Origin of the sequence: Clostridioides sp. ZZV15-6383, from assembly GCF_020657735.1 — a bacterium.
Classification (GTDB): domain Bacteria; phylum Bacillota; class Clostridia; order Peptostreptococcales; family Peptostreptococcaceae; genus Clostridioides; species Clostridioides difficile_D.
Genome location: NZ_JAGWCV010000012.1, coordinates 23,837 through 43,388 on the forward strand (window position 1 = coordinate 23,837; position 19,552 = coordinate 43,388).

Here is a 19,552-nt window from a genome sequence, read left to right on the forward strand (position 1 = left end):
GTAGATTATGAGTAGAAAAGGTAGAGTTGTAAAAGTACAACATTTTTCAGTAAATGATGGAGATGGAATAAGGGCTACTATATTTTTAGAAGGATGTAAATTAAAATGTAAGTGGTGCTCTAATCCAGATTCATGGAGCAATATAGTAAAGCTAGGTGTTATGAAGGATAAATGTGTATCTTGCAATAGGTGTATAGATGTTTGTCACCAAAATATAAGTTCACTATTTGATAGAACGCAAATAAACAATAAATGTGATTTATGTGGAGAATGTGTTAAAGCATGCCTTAAAGATGCTATATGTATAATGACCGAAGAAATGAGTGTTGAAGAAATAGTAAAGGAAGTTGAAAAAGATTTTATATTTTTCTTTGAATCTAATGGAGGGGTAACTTTTTCTGGAGGAGAACCCACACTTCAGATTGATTTTTTAAGAGAATTAGTTGATGTTTTTTATGATAAAGGTATAAATATAGCAATTGAAACTTGTGGATATTTTGATTGGAATAAAGTAAATGATGTATTTGAGAAAATAGACCATATATTTGTAGATATAAAATCTATGGATGATAATATTCATAAAGAATATACAGGAGTAAGCAATAAAATTATATTAGATAATATATGTAGGATTTCAAATCTGAATAAATCTATGGTTATAAGAGTACCAATTATCTATGGAGTAAATGATAGTGAAGAAAACATAAGAAATACTGCATTATTTGTAAAACAGAATGTTCCAGGAGGAAAGATGGAATTACTCCCATATCATAAGTTTGGAATTGATAAATATAAGGCATTAGGACTTGAAGATTATATATATGAATTTGATGAAATTTGTAACAATCATATGTTAAAATTAAAAGAGATAATAGAACTTACAGGAGTAAAAATCATAGAATACAAATAGCTATCAGGAGGATTTTAACATGGAAAATAAATTTCCTAATGTAGGAGAAAATTTAAGGTTATTGAGACAAGAAATGGGCCTAAGTTTAGATAAAGCCTCGAAGATGACAGGAGTTAGTAAAGCAATGCTTGGCCAGATTGAGAGAGGTGAATCGAGTCCAACAGTATCTACCTTATGGAAAATTTCATCTGGATTTAAAATAAATTTTACTACACTATTAAATGAAAATACAAATACTTATGAAGTTATAAAAAAAGAAGAAGTAGAGCCTATTATTGAACAAAAAGGGAATATGAAGTTATATCCAATATTTCCTTTCAGTCCTCAGAGAAGGTTTGAACTTTTTATAATTGAGCTTGAAGAAAATTGCACTCATGTTTCATCTACACATAGTCATGTTTTAGAAGAGTATGTACTTGTGATAGAAGGGAAGCTTGACCTTAATGTAAATGGGAAAACTTATATTTTAGAGTCTGGACATTCTATTAGGTTTGATGGAACGTTAGAACATGTATATAAAAATTTAAATAAAGGGAAAACTATATTTCATAATATAGAAGTTTATAGATAATTTTATGGTTATCCTTTTCTAAAATAAATGACAATTTTAGAAAAGGATAACTTATTTTTATAATGTCGAAAAGATTTATATATATGTGCTGATGTTATTGTTTTAAAAAAACATAAAAGCATTATAATAATATTAATAAAATAGAATAAAGAGGAAGATAATATGATTATAAAGATTTTATTGACAGTATTAGTATTAGCATTATTGTATATTCTGTATAAGTATGAAACTAAAAATATAGAAACGACAGAATATACTATTTTCAACAAGAAGATTCCAAAAGAATTTGATGACTTTAAAATAGTTCAAGTGAGTGATTTACATAATAAGATGTTTGATAAAAATAATAATAAGATATTGATAGATAAAATTGAGTCATTAAATCCAGATGTTATATTTATAACAGGAGATTTAGTTGATGGAGAAAATAAAAATTTTCAAGTTGCATTAGATTTAATAGATAATTTGGTAGAAAAATATGAAGTATACCATATAATTGGAAATCATGAACAAAAATCTTTGATAAAAAAGTACAAGCATCTATATAAAGGTTATTTTAAGGAGTTATATTCAAAGAAAATAATAAATATGGAAAATGAATCTGTAAGAATATATAGAGGAGATAGTTATCTTAATTTATATGGTTTAATTATACCGTTAGAATGCTATCCATATTTTTTTGCTAATAATAAAAAGTTAGAATTAAGTGACAATTTTATAGAAGATAATCTGGGTAAAGTAAATGAAAATGAATATAATATACTTTTATCTCATACACCATTTTTCTTTGAAAAATATGCAAAATGGGGAGCAGATTTAGTTTTAGCTGGACATGTTCATGGTGGCATAATAAGAATACCTTTTATTGGAGGTGTATTATCTCCAAATAGAGAATTCTTTCCTAAATATGATTGGGGAAAATATGAAAAAGATAATAGCACTATGATTTTAAATAAGGGCTTAGGAGGTTCAAAAGTTCTAATTAGACTTAATTGTAAACCAGAAATAGTTAAGATTATATTGAAGTCTAATTAGTAAGACTTTGCATATAAACATCAATAACATATAAATAAAGTTGATGTGAAATCCAGTTAAACATGTATAATGACCAATTTTGAATAATTGTTGAATTAATAAAAATAAAGTGCTATTTTTAGCATAGAATGTTTAAAATATGGGGGGTAGTAAAAAATCATGGGTGATACAAGTAGATTTTATGAGTCTGTAAGAAATAAATATCCAAAATTAAAAGATGGAACGAGGGTTCATATGTGGCCAAAAGAAAACATCATAATTGGTCCTATTTATGATGATGCAAATGGATATAAAAAAAGTATAGGAAATGTGGATAGCTTAAGTTGGAAGCAAATTGTTGTACTGGTAGAATGTGATGGGAAAAATACTACTGAAGATATAATAAATATATTATTCAACAGATATAGAAATATCCCTGATGTGAGAGAAAAAGTGATGGAATTTTTTATGTTTTATGAGAATGTGTATTTAACTTTTGAAGATGAGATACAGACATTATCAAGTGTATTTGAGATAACAGGAAATAAAACATATCTAACTCCTTTGTATTTTACTATAGAAATAGACGGAAATAATAATACAAATAAGTATTTCTCTGAAATCACAAGTCTATTAAAGTGTATGTATGAGAAAGGCTGTAGATTTATAGAGGTTATTGGTGAGGACATTTTAAAAAATAAAAATATGAGAGAAGTATTTCAATATATGCTAGACCATTTTGATTTAGTTGTAGTAACTAAGGATAGTTTTACTATTGATAGGAGCTTAATAAAAGAATTAGATAATTATCGCCATAAAGTGATATGGAAAGTATATTCAAAAAATGATGATACACATGTTAAATTAAAAGAAGATATAAAAATAACTAGTTTAATAAAAAGAGGACATACGGTAGTAAGAGGAGACAGGGAAAAAGCAATAAAAATAGAGGATATGAGATTTAAAGATACAAAGGAGAGGTTTTCAAAATATGGTGCAGAATGGAGTCATTTACACATTTCTTCTGATGGTAGCGTAAAATCTTATTCACTTCAAAAAGATAAAAGAATTTATTTAGGCAATATATTTGACAATTCCGTTGAAGAAATTTTCTTAGAGATGCAAAATAGGATTGATAAACTAGAGATTATGTATCAATAAGTATTAAAATTAAGTTTTATAGGGGATTTGTAGATTGTCTATTTAAGTTTGTGTCAATAATTATAATGAGGTGATATAACTTGTTAAAATTATTGAACAAATTTTTTTATGATGTTTTACTTAAATGTTGGTTTTTTATGATGTTATGGATTTTCAGAGAACTTTTTACAAATTTCAAAATAACTAAAAAATTTAAATTTCATAAAATATTTATGTAAAAATCATATAAAATTCATATAGTTAATGTATTATATAAAGTATAGAAAGACTAGCTTAAAAACCATAATATAATACCCTATTGTAATGATAACCCTCCCTCACATCCTCAAATAGAGTTATCATTACAAGAATTAATCCATAAATTTAAAATTTATGGTTTTTTTTTATTTAATTTGTTTTATTATATTAGAATATGATTTATTATAGAATATATAATAAGTAATATAGAATACATTAATTAAGTTTTTGACATGTAACTATACTAATAAGGAGGAGTATTTATGAATGTAAATAATCACAAGTGCCCAGAGTGTGGTGAACATAGTAAAAAGTTTGAAATAGTAGAGGAAAATGAGGATTGTGTAACATTTGAATGTTACACTTGTGGAACTATATCTATATTAAAGTATTGTGAGAACTGTAAAGAATTTGTATTTGTAAATATTCCAAATAATGTGGAGACATATGAATATTGTTGTGGAAAATGTAATAATAAGATTTAATATAATAAATATATGCAATTTCATGTACCATTTATACCAATCTCATATAAAATTCATATATAAAATGTATTATATAAATATAGAAAGAACTAGCTTAAAACATAATATAATTACCCTAAAATTATAATGACAACTATCCCTCACATCCTCAAATTATAGTTGTCATTATAAAATAACTTGGCTGTTTCAAAAATGTGAAATCATTTTAGGAACAGCTTATTTTTTATAAAAATAAAGAAGGCAACGGGAAGCCTTCTTTCGTGTAAAAAAAGTTTAATTTTTTGTTAAGATTTGTTTGTTATTTTATATTACCTTTATAATATGTTTTTATTTGAAGGTTGGCAATGGATTTTGCATAACTGGTCATTATTAATGTAAAAGTGGAATACTATTAATAAATAATTATTACAAAATTGTAATTATTATTTATTAAGTAAATGAGTAAAATAGTATATTAATGGGTATATAATTAAGACAATACTAGTTTGGGGAGGATAAAACTTATGAATTATAAAACAATCATATTAAATAGAAAGTCTGTTAGAGAATATAAAAACACAGATATTGAAGAGGAATATCTTAGTGAAATTAAGAAATACTCAGAATCTTGCAAGAAACTAGTTCCAGAAATAGATGTTGATATAAGAGTTATGAATAGAAGTGATGTTTTTGACAATTTAGATAAAGTGGCAGGATATAAAGGGAATATGATAGATTCTCCAAGTTATATTATAATATTATCTGATGTAAAAGATAATTACATTGAAAATTCAGGGTACATAGGAGAAAATATAATCTTCAAAGTAACAGAACTTGGAATAGGTTCTTGTTGGGTTACTTTTGAAGATAGCAAAAAGGTAAGAGAAAAACTTGGAATTAATTCAGATAAAGAGGTAACAGGAATTATAGCTATTGGATATGGAGAAAATGTAAGTAGCACTAAAGTATTAAATGCTACAAAGACTGGGGGAAATTATTCAAAATCTGATATGCAAGTTGTAACAGATAATGGTTCTTCTAGACTAGGGGTAGAAGATGTTGTTTATATGAATGAATGGGGAAATAATGCAAATATAGAAATATTAGAAGAAAGAGCACTTCTTGATGCATTTCACTATGCAAGATTAGCTCCATCTACATTAAACAGACAACCATGGAGATTTATAGTTGATGGAGGTACTGTAGTTTTAGCAGTTCGAAAAGATGGTCATACTAATTTATATGAAGAAAAAATAGATGTAGGTATAGTTATGCTTTATTTTGCAACAATAATAAGTGCAACTATGTTTGAGTTAAAATGGAATTTAGGTACTCCAGATAAAGATTATAAAGTACCAGAAGACTATAAGATAGTTGGATATTGTAATATATAAGGTAATTTAATAATTAATTTAACTACACTTAAATTAATTTTTATAAAGAGTTCAATAGCATTCTATAATATAATGTTATTGAACTTTTTTATTTATTACATCTATGAATAAAAAAATACCTGTGAATTTAAATGCTTACAATTTTGTGCATGAATAGAGAGGTATATTATTTTATTAGACTGTATACTTTGCTTGGAGGTAATATCAAATGGAATGGATAAATAAATTAAATCAAGCTATTACTTATATTGAAGATAATCTTGAAAGTGGAGTAGATTATGCAGAAGCAGCAAAAATCGCATGTTGTTCAACCTTTCATTTTCAACGAATGTTTTCATATATTGCAGATGTGCCATTGTCTGAATATATTAGACGAAGACGTATGACTAAAGCGGCATTTGAACTACAGAATAGTAACATTAAAATTTTAGAACTATCCGAGAAATATGGTTATGATTCACCAACATCTTTTAATAGAGCTTTTCAAAATATACATAATATTTCCCCATCTGCAGCTAGGGCAAAGGGAGTTGTTTTAAAAGCATATCCTAAGATGACATTGAGTATTTATGTAAAAGGGAATGTAGAAATGCAATATCGTATTGTAGAAAAGAAAGGATTCCGTATTGTTGGTATAAAAGAAAGTATGAATATGATTGTAGAAGAGTGTTTTGATAAAGTTCCTAAGCTATGGGCTAAATCCATAAAAAATGGAACAATTGATAAACTTTCAGAGTTAATAAATAACGAACCTCATGGATTGCTTGGAGTTAGTGTATGCACAAATAGTAAAGGGTTAGATTATTATATTGCTGCTCCAACAGATAAGCCTGTATTAGAAAATACTCATGAATACTTAATACCATCAGGTACATGGGCAGTATTTGAATGTGTTTCTCCAATGCCAAATGCTTTGGCAATACAGGAATTGCAAAAAAGAATTATTACTGAGTGGTTACCAAGTTCTGGATATGTGTATGCTAATTTACCAGATATTGAACTTTATCCTAATGGCGATATCAATGCTCCTAATTATACTACAGAAGTTTGGATTCCAATTCAGAAGCAATGTTAAAATTAATAAATAACATGAAATTCTAAAATTACAGGCTTAAAATAGCCTGTTATTTTTTTGTAAATATGGAAAGCAAGCTTGACATAAATGGAATATAGTTGTATAATTATGGAAAGTAAACTTTCCATAATTAAGATATTAAAGGGGTACAGATGTGAAAAATAGATTAGAAGAAATAAGAAAAGAAAGAGGCATAAAACAAGAAGAACTTGCCTCTGCTTTGCAAGTATCAAGACAAACTATAGGTTCATTAGAAAATGGTAGATATAATCCTTCTATCATCTTAGCTTTTAAGATATCTAGATACTTTGATATGAGTATTGAGGAAATATTTATTTATGAGGAGGAGTAAAAATGAAAAAGAATATGTTATATGTTGGAATTGTATATTTTATTTGTGGAATTTTACTTGTTTTGTTGGCTACATTTACTGAGTTTTCATTTGAGGCTTTTATTTGGGGATTATCTGGAGCTGCTTTAGGTCCTGGGGTATGGATGATTTTTCAATATATGTATTGGAGTAAACCTGAAAAAGCAGTAGAGTATGAAGAAAAGATAAAAAATCAAAGGATAGAGATGAATGATGAAAGAAGAATTATGTTACGTGATAAATCTGGACGTATTACTAATCAAATCATGTCTTATGTTTTCGTAATTCTTATATTTATTGTTTCTATATTGAGTGTATTTTCTGTAGTGGTAATAAGCAATTGGGTTTTAGTTGTTCTTGGACTGCTTATTTTATTTCAATTTATTTGTGGTGTTGTTGTATATAATAAATTAGATAAAAAGTTGTAATAAAAAGTTTAAATTCATAATAAAAATGTTGGATTTTTAAACTTTAGATTCTTAAGGCAGTTTTTGAATGTATCTTTATATACAATTATATAAATTTATAAAAAGCCATAAGTATATATTGTATTTTGTGGCTTTTTGTGGTTAAAGATTATAGATTGCAGTAGAGAAAGAATTAAAAAGTAATGAATTAATTAAGATTCCATATCATACAAATTATAAAATTGTTTCTCAACTAATTTATCATAAAGATAAATGGTTGTCTAAGAATCTTTGTGATTTTATTTCTATTGTTAAACAGATGTGCTAAATTATCATATAGATTAGGGATTGTTGGGAGCTCCTTTTTTATACAAAAAAGGAGTTAATTCAAATTGTTATACTATTCCCTTGTCAATCATTTCTTGTATCATTCCAGCAAATCCAAAGCTATTATACATAAATAAAACTACATCCGTATTACTGTTTTTAATTATCTCATCATAAGTCATATCTATATTTTTAATATATCTAGGATCTAGTATTTCGAGTTCCTTAAAAGTATCAGCCAACATCCAGGTCATAGGTGCTTGATACGAATCTCTAAATATAAGGGCCTTTTTATTAGTTAAAGAGCTTGAATTTCTAATTTTAAGTATGTTACAATCACAACCTCTCATATAAGCTCCACCATAGTCCCATTCTTTTTTATCTTTTAATTTTGCTTTTATGATATTTTCATTAATCTCAGTGTCTTTAGTACCATTACTAATAAAATATTTGTACTTTGCATCACTTATTTCAACATAGCTTATAGACTCTTTTTTCTTAAGTGGATATCCCATCTTTTTGTTATAACTACCTATAAAGACCTTGTCATTTACATATCGAGTACTGTATCTTTTTAAATGGTTATCTATTTCTGATTTAGATAAGCCAAGGTCTAATTTATCAAGCATAAACTTATACTCTTCAAATGCACCTAACGAATTTCCGTGATGGTCTGTTTTTAAAAAGAAGTTTTCTCTTTCTTTTTCGGTAAAACTTCTATAAAAGTAATCATCTGTATCTAAGAAATTTATATCTGTTAACTGCTTTTCTAAGTTTTCTTTGTTAATATCTATATTATTTTTACCTTCTATATCACTTGGATATAAGTGCTTAAGCATATTTGTCTTATGAGGAAGTGAAACAAAGTAAAAATCCTTTTTACTATTTAAGTTACTCAAGTTATTAATGGCTTTGGAGTAAGATTTTATATGATAATCAGGTAATAATTTAGCAAATTTGCCTAATAGCCATCCATCCTCAGTTAGATAATATTTTTGTTTAATTTTTTTATTTTGACTCTGCGTAATATGAGCATTAAAAACTTCTTTCATTGTAATATAATTTTGTTTATTATTAAAGCTAATTAAGCCCATCAATAATATCACTGATACTATAAGTATATTATGTCTTTTATTCAATATTCTATATCTCCTTCCTTTTATTTTGATTAGCTTATTTTTACCAAAGCAATAAAAAAATAAACAATAAAAAGCCTCTATTAAATTTTGAATTTAATAGAGGCTTTTTATTGGCTACTTTATTCCTTTATCTATCATTGAATCTATCATTGAATCAAACCCAGAACTATTATACATAAACATTACAATATCTGCATTACTTTCTTCAATTATTTCTTTGTATGTTTTATTTATTGAGCTTATATTTCTAGGGTCTGCTATTTCTACTTCTTTAAACATATCAGCAAATAAAAGTGTTGTAGGAGCCTGATATGAATCTCTAAATATTAGTATTTTTTTATCTACTAATGCTTTAGGATTTTTTATAGTTAATATATTAGTTTTAGCTCCTCTAATGTATGCACCACCATAATCCCACTCTTTATCATCTCTTTTAGTTGCATAAACTTCTTTTTCTTCTTTTTCTTTCCCATTTATATCAAATTTATAATCTTGGTTGTCTTTTGTCATATAAACTATATATTCATTTTCTTTAATTAGCATATCTATATTTTGATTATAACTTCCTACAAACTTCTTATCAGTAACTATAGACTTTTTATAGCTGTTAAAATGCTTGTCCAAATCTTGCTTAGATAGACCTAAGTCCATATTTGATGCTATCATCTTGAAGCCTTCAAATGCTCCATATCCAGTCCAGTGATGGTCAGTTTTAAAATATAAATTTTCTCTTTCTTTATCTGAATAGTTACTTAAAAAATACTCATCCATGTCTATATATTTAATTAAATCTGGATTTAATGTATTTTTAAAATTCTTTAAATTTGTATCTATATTATCCATATTATCAGTATACTTAGGATATAAATGCTTTAGCATATTAGATTTATGTGGCATCATTGTAAAATACACATCTTTTCCCATATCTTTACTTAGGCCAGATAAGTAATTAATAGACTTTTTATATCTACTCAATTGGTTTTGGTCTAAAGTTTTTGGAAACATACCTAATATCCAGTTATCTTTTCCTAAATAATAGTTACCTACCTTAGTTTTATTTAAACTAGCTTGAGATTTTGTATTTATTGATATCATTTCATCTCTAAATGGAAAATGGTCATTAAAATACTCTTCAAATTTAGCTATGTAGTTACCTTTTTTTAAATTTTCTATGGTCGGTAATTTTGCAAGATTTCTATTTTCAGTTATACTTAATTTTTTCTTTGGAAGTGTAAAGCTTAATATAAAAAATCCAAATATTATAATTAAAAATGAAATGGCAACAACCCTTGGTTTATTTTTATTCATGTCTATACCTCCAAAATTAGAATCTAAAGTATAAGAATGGATTATAAGTTGAGCTACTTAACATTACCATTACAATAAACATACAAGCAACAATGAAAGCCATATTAGCAACTTGACACACTATGCCATTTAGTGTATTTTCATTATTTTTAGTTACTAATGACTTTATAACTTCTACAATAGGAGTTGATAGAAGGATTGCCCCAACAATTACATACCAATATTCAATCATAAATACATTGAATGCATTGCTGATAGCTGGATAATTTCCAGCACCAAACATAATGCCTATAAATTTAATAGCTTTTGGTAAATCATCTACTCTAAAGAATACCCATCCAATCATGACTATAAGAAGTAAATATATGTGTCTTATAATTCTTGGCATCTTATATAAAAACTTTTCTAAGAATGCTTTTTCTACTGATATTAATATTCCATAATATAGACCCCATATAATAAAAGACCAACTAGCTCCATGCCACATACCAGTTAAAAACCATACTACAAATAGATTTCTATATAGTTTTGCCCTAGAAACTCTACTTCCACCTAATGGGAAGTACACATAGTCTTTAAACCAAGTACCTAAAGATATATGCCATCTTCTCCAAAACTCAGATACTGTTTGAGATATATATGGATAGTTGAAGTTTTCTAAAAACTCAAATCCAAACATCTTACCTAGACCAATAGCCATATCACTATAGCCACTAAAGTCATAGAATATTTGAAATGTATAACAAACTATACCTAGCCATGCCTCAAGTCTTGATAAATCTCCAGCTGACTTATTAAATACACCATCTGCGATTATACCTAATTGATTTGCTAGAATTACCTTTTTTCCAAGACCAGCAACAAATCTGTTTACGCCTTGAGTAAATTTGTCCCAATTGTGTTCTCTATGCTCAATGCTATCTGCCACAGTCTGATATCTAACAATAGGACCTGCCACAAGTTGAGGGAATAAACTTATGTATAATGCTAGATTAGTTAATTTTCTTTGTACTTTAGCATCATTTCTATATACATCTATTACATAGCTCATTATCTGGAATGTAAAAAATGAGATACCTAAAGGTAATTTAATCTCAGATATAGTTATATTTGTATTGAATAAAAAATTAATATTATCTACAAAGAAATTGCTGTACTTGAATACACCAAGAATAGATATATTGTAAATCACAGAGAGTATAACCCATATTTTTTTATCTTTACTGTCAGAAACTTTAATACCAAATATATAATTAACTATTATTGATAGCGTCATTAAAAGTATATATTTTGGTTCTCCCCATGCATAGAATGCAATACTTGCTAGAAGTAACATAGCATTTTTATACTTAGGATTCACCAAATAATAGCAAATGAGTGTGACTGGAAAGAATAAAAATAAAAATATTAAACTACTGAATATCATATTAGACTCCTTATTTTTTATATTTACCACTTCTTTTCTTAACCAAATAAATTATATCTTTATTTAAAATATATAGCAAAGGAAGTATTTTCAAGTTTTAAGTAGTTAATTGTACAAATTTAACTGTGTTTTTGCAATTTTAATTAATATATATGTAAATTTTGATTTTTTACATAATTTTTTTAAAATGATATAATATTATAATGAATTAATAAAGCTCTTATAATAAAACAATAAAGAAAAATCAAGGATATATTACTTAACTATATGTGTTTGCCTTTGGTTGTGGCTCTATACAGTTCATTAAGATAGATATTGTTTATATCTATAATTTTAAAAAGAACTCTTTATTAAGTATTGGGGTCAGAATACTTTCAGATATGCTTTATTACAAGTTTGTTTTAAATGACAAATACTTTAAAATAATATCGAATCGTTATACTGAATAATGATGATTGATATGCAAGGCTAGAAAACAAAGATGAAAAAATATTACAATAAAAAAACTCTTTAGTATATACTAAAGAGTTTTAATTTATTGGTGCCGCTGATGGGACTCGAACCCATATGGTTTCCCGTACGATTTTGAGTCGTATGCGTATGCCAGTTCCGCCACAGCGGCTTATATTTTAAATCCGAGTTACTTGTATATCCTACCAAATTTTCCAGGAATATGCAAGAGGAATATTGAATACAAAATACTCATCAAACTGTAAAACATTATAAAAACTTATGAATCAACAGAGTTGATTTTGAGTCCTTTGTATTTATCAATTCCACCACTCGGGCATGTCATGTATATTATTATAGCAAAAAAATATATTATTTGCAACATATTTAATTTTAATATACTATTATTATTATGGGAATATTAAATAACAGTATATTGGTATATAATATATATGTTACAAAAATAGATAATTTTTAGGAGTGATACAATTTGGAAAAAAAATTAATTATAATAGATGGAAATTCAATAATAAATAGAGCTTTTTATGCTCTACCAGAGATGAATAATAAAGAAGGGTTAAAGACCAATGCTATATATGGATTTACAACAATGCTATTTAAAATGATAGATATATATAAACCAACACATATAAGTGTAGCTTTTGACAGGAAAGCACCTACATTTAGACATTTAGAATATAAAGAGTATAAGGCTGGAAGAAAGGGAATGCCAGATGAATTGGCAGAACAATTACAGCCATTAAAGGACCTTTTAGATAAATTTAAAATAAACAGGTTAGAAATAGATGGCTATGAGGCAGATGATATTATAGGAACTGTTTCTAAAAAAGCAGAAGATAATGGATATCAGGTATACATAGTAACTGGAGACAAAGATGCTATTCAACTTGCCTCAGATAATACAACTACTCTTATAACAAAAAAAGGAGTTGGAGAAGTAGAAGAATATAACTTTAATTCTGTGATTGAAAAATATGAGATGACCCCAACACAGTTTATTGATTTAAAAGGTCTTATGGGAGATAAGTCGGACAATATACCTGGAGTACCTGGAATAGGTGAAAAAACAGGTATAAAGCTTATAAAAGAGTTTTCTAGTATAGAGAACTTAATAGAGAATACAGATAAGCTTAAAGGTAGTGTAAAAAAGAAAATAGAAGAAAATAAAGAAATAGCTATTCAAAGTAAAAGACTTGCAACTATTATAAGAGATGTACCAATAGAAGTAAATTTAGATAGTATGATTTTTGGTGATTATGATAAAGATGAACTTTTAGATAAATTTAGATATTTTGGATTTACAAGTCTATTATCAAGACTAGTTGATTTAGTAGATTCAGATGATACAAAACAAGTAGAAGAAAAAATAGAAATATTAAAATTAAAAGACATAGAAAAATTTATAGATGAAGTAAATAAAAAAGGACAAGTTATTTTAAAAACTGTTAGAGGACAAGGTAATATACTTGAAAAAAATATAATATATATTTTTATAAGTGTAGATGGAGAAAAAATATATTATATAAATTTAGATGAAATAACAAAATTAGATAGCGTACTTTCAAATAACGAAATCAAAAAATATGGATATAATTTAAAAGATGATTATATATCTTTAAAACCATATAATATAAATTTAGAAAATATGTATTTTGATATAACAATAGCTGAGTATTTAATAGATTCAACTTCATCTACTTCATATGATTGTAGTGCAATAGCTATGAAGTATTTATCAAAAAAGGTTAAATCAAAAGAAGAATTATTAGGAAAAGGTGTTAAATCTAAAAACTATGAAGATTTAGAATTTGAGGATTTAGCTGAGTATATGGGTCAAATAATATGCACAGTTAAAGAAACAGTTCCTATGATGGAAAGAAGTCTAATAGATATGAGTATGGATGGTCTTTTTTATCATGTAGAGATGCCTTTAGTAGAAGTTTTAGGGCATATGGAGTATGAAGGTATAAAAGTAGACAAAAGTATATTGAATGAATTGAGTGTAGAGTTTAAAGAAATAATAGCTACACTAGAAAAGGAAATTTATGAATTATCAAAAGAGCCATTCAATATAAATTCACCAAAACAATTGGGTGTTATATTATTTGAAAAATTAGAGCTTCCAATAATTAAAAAAACTAAAACTGGATACTCAACTAATGCAGATGTTCTAGAAAAATTAAGAGATAAACATCCAATAATAGATAAGATAACTGAGTATAGACAAATAGTAAAGTTGAATTCTACTTACGTTGAAGGGCTTTTGAATATAATAAATCCAGAAAGCAATAGAATTCATTCATCATTCAATCAAACTATAACAACTACAGGAAGAATTTCATCTACAGAACCAAATCTTCAAAATATACCTATAAAAATGGAAATGGGTAGAAAAATAAGAAAAGTGTTTATTGCAGATGATAACTGTAAGTTGGTTGATGCCGATTACTCACAAGTAGAGCTAAGAGTTCTTGCACATATGAGTCAGGATGAAAATATGATAGAAGCATTTAAACATCATGAAGATATTCATACCAAAACAGCTTCACAAGTTTTTAATGTTCCTATGGAAGATGTTACTAGTGAATTGAGAGGTGCAGCTAAAGCTGTAAACTTTGGTATTATATATGGTAAAAGTGACTTTGGCCTAGCTGATGATTTAAATATACCTGTTCCAAAGGCGAAAGAATATATCGAAAGTTATTTTGCTAAATACCATAAAATAAAAGAGTTTATGGACACAACAGTAGAAAAGGCTAGTGAGGATGGATATGCTGTAACAATTTTAAACAGAAGAAGATATATACCAGAAATAAAGTCAAGTAATTTTATGGAAAGAAATAGAGGAAAGAGATTTGCAATGAATGCACCAATACAAGGAAGTGCAGCAGATATAATAAAAATTGCTATGATAAATGTTCATAAAAAATTGGAAGAGAATAATTTGAAATCAAAACTTATACTACAAGTTCACGATGAATTGATAGTTGAAGCAATTGATGATGAAATAGATATAGTTAAGAAAATAGTAAAAGAAGAAATGGAAAATGCCGTAAATATGGATGTTCACTTAGATGTAGATTTAAATGTAGGTAGTTCTTGGTATGAGACAAAGTAGGTGATTTTATGTTGATATTAGGACTTACAGGAGGAATAGGCTGTGGAAAAAGCAGCCTATCAAATATATTTAGGAATCTTAACATTTCTATAGTGGATGCTGATATTATATCTAGAGAAATATTTGATGATAAGTTGTTATTAGAAAAAGTGTTTGACCATTTTGGACAAAATATAAAAAATGATGATGGAACTCTAAATAGAAAAGCTCTTGGTAAAATAGTTTTTAATAATGAAGAAAAACTTAAGGAGTTAAATAATTTGACTCATCCACGAATAAGAGAAAAAATAATAAGTGAAATAGAAGAAGTAAGAAAAAAAGGTGAAAGTATAGTAGTATTAGATGCAGCAATATTGGTAGAAAGTGGTTTTTTAGAGATGGTTGACAAGCTATTAGTGGTTACTTGTAAACAACAAGTACAAATTAGTAGAATACAAAAGAGGGATAATTGTAGTGAGCAAGAAGCACTTAGTAGGATAAATTCACAAATGAGCCAGGAAGAAAAATCCAAATATGGTGATTATATAATAGATAATTCGGGAACAATAACTGAATTAGAAAGTAAAGCACATAAATTTATTGAGTACATGAAGGAGAATTGGCGTGAATAGTAAGAAAGTATTGATTCTATCTATTTTTATAATCTTATTTGGAGCACTATTAATGGAAAGCAAAGTAATACATAAATTTTTATATCCTAAAAAATATTCAGAATATGTAGAAAAGTATTCTAAAGAATTCAATTTAGATGAAAATATAGTTTACAGTGTTATAAAAGCCGAAAGTAAGTTTAATAGTTCTGCTGTTTCAAAAAAAGAAGCAAAGGGATTAATGCAAATATTAGATATAACTAGAGATTGGGGAGCAGAGGAATTAAATCTAAAAAATGTCGATATTTTCGACCCAGAGACTAATATAAGACTTGGTTGTTGGTACTTAAATAAGTTATACAAAGAGTTTGGTAAATTGGATTTAGTAATAGCTGCATATAATGGTGGTTCAGGTAATGTGAGAAAATGGTTAGAAAATAATGAATATAGTAAAGATGGAGAAAATCTACATGATATACCCTTTAAGCAAACTTCAAAGTATGTAGAAAAAGTTAAAAATAATTATAAACATTATAATGAGATATATGGCAAGAAAGGAAAAAACTAATGAAGAGAATAAAAGTCTTAACAGTTATTTTAGCTATAACTCTTATGGTAGTTGGTTGTAGTAATACTAAAACAAAACAAAGTAGTAGTGATTCAAGTTTAAAAAGTCAAAGTTCTATAGATGCTAAATATATAAACTTAACTATGGTAACTCCAAAAACCATAAACCCTATAATTAATACTGATAAATCTGTTGGTTATATAATGAATTTGGTTTATGATGGTTTATTTACTATAGATGAGAACTATAATGTGACTCCTCAATTAGTTAAGGAGTATAATATAGCTCAGGATGGAATGAGTATAGATATAAAGCTAAAAGATGCAAAATGGCATGATGGAAAAGCTGTTACTTCAAATGATGTAAATTATACTATTGGTTTAATTCAAAAAAGTGCAGATAGCCCATATAATGAACTTACCAAAAATATAGCTTCTGTGAATATTAAATCAGATAAAGATTTTACAATAAAATTTAAAGCTAGATATGCTTTTTCTATTGACAGTTTAATTTTTCCAATAGTATCTCAAAATCATTTAGATTCAAAAGATGTAAATGACAAGAATAATAATATGATTGGAAATGGGAAATATAAAATAGAATCATATACAGAAAGAGAAGGAATGGTTTTATCTGTAAACAAAGATTATTATGAAGAAGTTCTAAATACCATGAAGAATATAAAAGTGGGTATGGTGCCTAATGAAGATGCAAGAACCTCTATGGTTATGGCTCTTGATAGTGATATAACCAATGTTAAATTAAATGATTTAAGTAAGTTTCAAGAAAAAGAATTTAATATAACAAAATATCAAGGTAGAGATTATGAGTGTGTATTATTTAATTATAATAATCCTTTTTTCAAAGATGTTAATTTTAGAAAAGCAATTGCACATTCTATAAATAAAGATAGAATTATTAGTGAAGGTTATATGGATGATGCTACTCCAGTTAATTTTCCACTTAATTCAAAGTCAAAATATTATAATAGCGAAATGAAAGATTTAGAGTTTAATAAAGATAAAGCAATAGAGTGTCTTGCTAAAGTAGAATATGCAAATGTAAACTTAGTAAATCCAAAGGACAATAAAGCAGAAAAAAATCAAAAAAAATCACCTAAAAAGAATACAAAGAAACTTACTCCAGAAGAAGAAGCAAAAGCTAAAAAAGCAGAAGCTGATAGAATCAAAAAAGAAGCTGAGGATAAGAAAAATAGAGAAAAAGAGGAAGTAAAGAAAAGACTTTCTGAGATGAATTTAAAAATAATAGTAAACAGAGATAATAGTGAGAGAATAAAAACTGCAAATATAATAAGTGAAAATTTAAAAGCTATAGGAATAAATAATACAATAAATCAGCTATCAGATAAAGACATGGAAAATGCCCTTAATTCTAAAAACTATGATTTAGCGTTGGTTGGATGGAAACTATCAAGTGTGCCAGATGCAAGCAGTATCATAGCAAGTAGTGGATATACTGATGATAAGTTGAATGGATATATGTTTGCACTTACAAGTTCTGCATCTGAAATTGAAACAAAAAAAGCATACAAAAATGTACAGACATATGTAAAAGATAATGCAACATTTATAAGTTTAGCTATCAGAAACAACTATATTGTAAGTAATAGTAGATTAAAAGGCAAAATTACTCCAAATGATTTTGATGTATATGAGGGAATTTCTAATCTAGATATAAAACCGAATGAATCAAATTAAATTATTGATTGGTATTTAAAAAGTTTAAACTATATGGTAAAATACCCTTGTAGGGTATAAGGAGGTAATTAAATGAAGAAGAAACTATTAGTAGAAGGTATGAGTTGTGGTCATTGTGTAAATCATCTTAAAACTGCATTAACAGAAGATATAGATGGTATTGAAGTTTTAGATGTAAATTTAGGAAATAAGTGTGCATCTGTAGATATGAAAGATGATGTATCAATTGAAAAACTAAAAGAAGTAATAGAAGAGTTAGGGTTTGAATTAAAGGGAATTGAATAGAAGATAATAAACTAAAAAAAGACCTCTATTGGGGGAGTAATAGAGGTCTAAAAATGGGGGAGATTGAGTATGTTTGATTTTACATTACTATTATCTCCCCTTTTAAATTAATATATACATAAAAAGTAAAAAAAATTTTGTGATGAATCACATTTCTTAAGCTTTTTGAATATACTATAAATAGCTAAGGGAGGGAGTATCATGGAATCTAGGGGATATAAAGAAGATTTAAAAAAAATGATACTTGATATGGCCCACAAAGAACTTGAGAGTTATGTATCACAAAAAGGAGCAAAAAAATACTTTGAAGGTAACCTGGATAAGATTATTAATAATAACATTAAAAAATTCAATCAAAGTATTGGTCTTAATAGAGTATATTTAAAAATGTTAAAAAAGTGTGCATATCAAGAAAGTGTAACTTCAATATCAAGAACCATAAAGAAAGAAGCATTATTTAAATCAAAAAAAGAGCTATTTGCCTTTTCAGAGTACTTAAAACTTGATATTAACAAGCGACTTTCATATAATCAAATTTTAAGAAAAATATCAAGATATATATACTATAATAGAAGTTCATATGCTCAAAAATATGTTGTTTTCAAAAGAGGAGATGAAGAATATCTTTTAGAACCTGAGAAAATAAAAGATGAATTAATATCAAGCTATAGATCAAAGACTAGGGAAGATATGAAGTCAATAGCAAAACTTTTGGATATAGAAGTAGAAGATGATTATAATGCTGAAGATATTAGAAAAAAAGTAATAAATTATATTATCAAAGAAAAGATTAAAAATTAAAGCTTTAATTGATTTACTTGGAATTAAATGAAGTGAGATATTAATTATAAAAATTTTAAAGAATAAGTTCTGTTAATTTGCATGATTAAATATAACTTGGTTATAAATTTTATGCGTTTGAGAGAGCTTATTCTTTTTTTGACATATTCCTTTAAATAATTTACCATTATTTGGTAACTAAACCGTATTATTCAAATT

18 protein-coding genes and 1 tRNA gene are annotated in these 19,552 nt (G+C 26.6%); 15 read left to right on the top strand and 4 right to left on the bottom strand.

Going from position 1 to position 19,552, the window contains the following annotated elements; all coding sequences use genetic code 11:
* Positions 1-7: 7 nt before the first annotated feature.
* The 9 genes from KGF42_RS06600 to KGF42_RS06640 all read left to right on the top strand — a co-directional run bounded on the left by KGF42_RS06600 (position 8) and on the right by KGF42_RS06640 (position 7,624).
* A complete protein-coding gene (locus KGF42_RS06600) occupies positions 8-910 on the top strand; it encodes a glycyl-radical enzyme activating protein (protein WP_227825999.1) in 903 nt (300 codons plus the stop codon).
* Positions 911-929: 19 nt separating this feature from the next.
* On the top strand, positions 930-1,481 hold the full coding sequence (locus KGF42_RS06605; RefSeq protein ID WP_227820965.1) for a helix-turn-helix domain-containing protein: 552 nt from the start codon (positions 930-932) through the stop codon (positions 1,479-1,481).
* Between the two features lie 162 nt (positions 1,482-1,643).
* Positions 1,644-2,516 carry a metallophosphoesterase gene (locus KGF42_RS06610; protein WP_227826000.1) on the top strand — a complete coding sequence of 291 codons (873 nt, stop codon included), beginning with the start codon at positions 1,644-1,646 and terminating at the stop codon, positions 2,514-2,516.
* A 159-nt stretch (positions 2,517-2,675) separates the two neighbouring features.
* Positions 2,676-3,656, top strand: coding sequence for a hypothetical protein (locus tag KGF42_RS06615; protein WP_227826001.1), 981 nt, complete (start codon positions 2,676-2,678; stop codon positions 3,654-3,656).
* A 500-nt stretch (positions 3,657-4,156) separates the two neighbouring features.
* Positions 4,157-4,378: a hypothetical protein gene (locus KGF42_RS06620; protein WP_054269644.1), complete on the top strand. Its 222-nt coding sequence runs from the start codon at positions 4,157-4,159 to the stop codon at positions 4,376-4,378.
* Between the two features lie 503 nt (positions 4,379-4,881).
* A complete protein-coding gene (locus KGF42_RS06625) occupies positions 4,882-5,751 on the top strand; it encodes a nitroreductase family protein (protein WP_227820962.1) in 870 nt (289 codons plus the stop codon).
* Positions 5,752-5,959: 208 nt separating this feature from the next.
* Positions 5,960-6,826, top strand: a complete 867-nt coding sequence (locus KGF42_RS06630) for an AraC family transcriptional regulator (RefSeq protein WP_227820961.1) — start codon at positions 5,960-5,962, stop codon at positions 6,824-6,826.
* Between the two features lie 154 nt (positions 6,827-6,980).
* The gene (locus KGF42_RS06635) at positions 6,981-7,178 is read left to right on the top strand and encodes a helix-turn-helix transcriptional regulator (RefSeq protein WP_227820960.1); all 198 of its coding nucleotides are present in this window, start codon (positions 6,981-6,983) and stop codon (positions 7,176-7,178) included.
* 2 nt (positions 7,179-7,180) lie between these two features.
* Entirely contained in the window at positions 7,181-7,624 is a 444-nt protein-coding gene (locus KGF42_RS06640) for a hypothetical protein (RefSeq protein ID WP_227820959.1), read from the top strand.
* Positions 7,625-7,998: 374 nt separating this feature from the next.
* Here the strand turns inward: KGF42_RS06640 and KGF42_RS06645 are convergent, their stop codons facing one another.
* The 4 genes from KGF42_RS06645 to KGF42_RS06660 form a co-directional block, all read right to left on the bottom strand.
* Entirely contained in the window at positions 7,999-9,069 is a 1,071-nt protein-coding gene (locus KGF42_RS06645; RefSeq protein ID WP_227820958.1) for a hypothetical protein, read from the bottom strand.
* A 114-nt stretch (positions 9,070-9,183) separates the two neighbouring features.
* Complete coding sequence (locus tag KGF42_RS06650; protein WP_227820957.1) at positions 9,184-10,377, bottom strand: alginate O-acetyltransferase AlgX-related protein; 1,194 nt, start codon at positions 10,375-10,377, stop codon at positions 9,184-9,186.
* A gap of 16 nt (positions 10,378-10,393) precedes the next feature.
* A complete protein-coding gene (locus KGF42_RS06655; protein WP_227826002.1) occupies positions 10,394-11,803 on the bottom strand; it encodes an MBOAT family O-acyltransferase in 1,410 nt (469 codons plus the stop codon).
* Between the two features lie 539 nt (positions 11,804-12,342).
* Positions 12,343-12,425 (bottom strand) — tRNA-Leu (locus tag KGF42_RS06660).
* A gap of 318 nt (positions 12,426-12,743) precedes the next feature.
* Here KGF42_RS06660 and polA point away from each other — a divergent pair.
* The 6 genes from polA (at position 12,744) to KGF42_RS06690 (ending at position 19,354) form a co-directional block, all read left to right on the top strand.
* Positions 12,744-15,392, top strand: coding sequence for a DNA polymerase I (gene polA / locus KGF42_RS06665; protein ID WP_227826003.1), 2,649 nt, complete (start codon positions 12,744-12,746; stop codon positions 15,390-15,392).
* An 8-nt stretch (positions 15,393-15,400) separates the two neighbouring features.
* On the top strand, positions 15,401-16,003 hold the full coding sequence (coaE, locus tag KGF42_RS06670; protein ID WP_054273152.1) for a dephospho-CoA kinase: 603 nt from the start codon (positions 15,401-15,403) through the stop codon (positions 16,001-16,003).
* Positions 15,996-16,550: a lytic transglycosylase domain-containing protein gene (locus KGF42_RS06675; protein ID WP_054273153.1), complete on the top strand. Its 555-nt coding sequence runs from the start codon at positions 15,996-15,998 to the stop codon at positions 16,548-16,550. Before coaE ends, KGF42_RS06675 begins: the two co-directional genes overlap by 8 nt.
* Entirely contained in the window at positions 16,550-18,268 is a 1,719-nt protein-coding gene (locus KGF42_RS06680; RefSeq protein ID WP_227826004.1) for an ABC transporter substrate-binding protein, read from the top strand. Before KGF42_RS06675 ends, KGF42_RS06680 begins: the two co-directional genes overlap by 1 nt.
* Before the next feature lie 72 nt (positions 18,269-18,340).
* Positions 18,341-18,553: a cation transporter gene (locus KGF42_RS06685; protein ID WP_227820953.1), complete on the top strand. Its 213-nt coding sequence runs from the start codon at positions 18,341-18,343 to the stop codon at positions 18,551-18,553.
* Positions 18,554-18,754: 201 nt separating this feature from the next.
* Positions 18,755-19,354: a hypothetical protein gene (locus KGF42_RS06690; RefSeq protein WP_054273156.1), complete on the top strand. Its 600-nt coding sequence runs from the start codon at positions 18,755-18,757 to the stop codon at positions 19,352-19,354.
* Positions 19,355-19,552 lie beyond the last annotated feature (198 nt).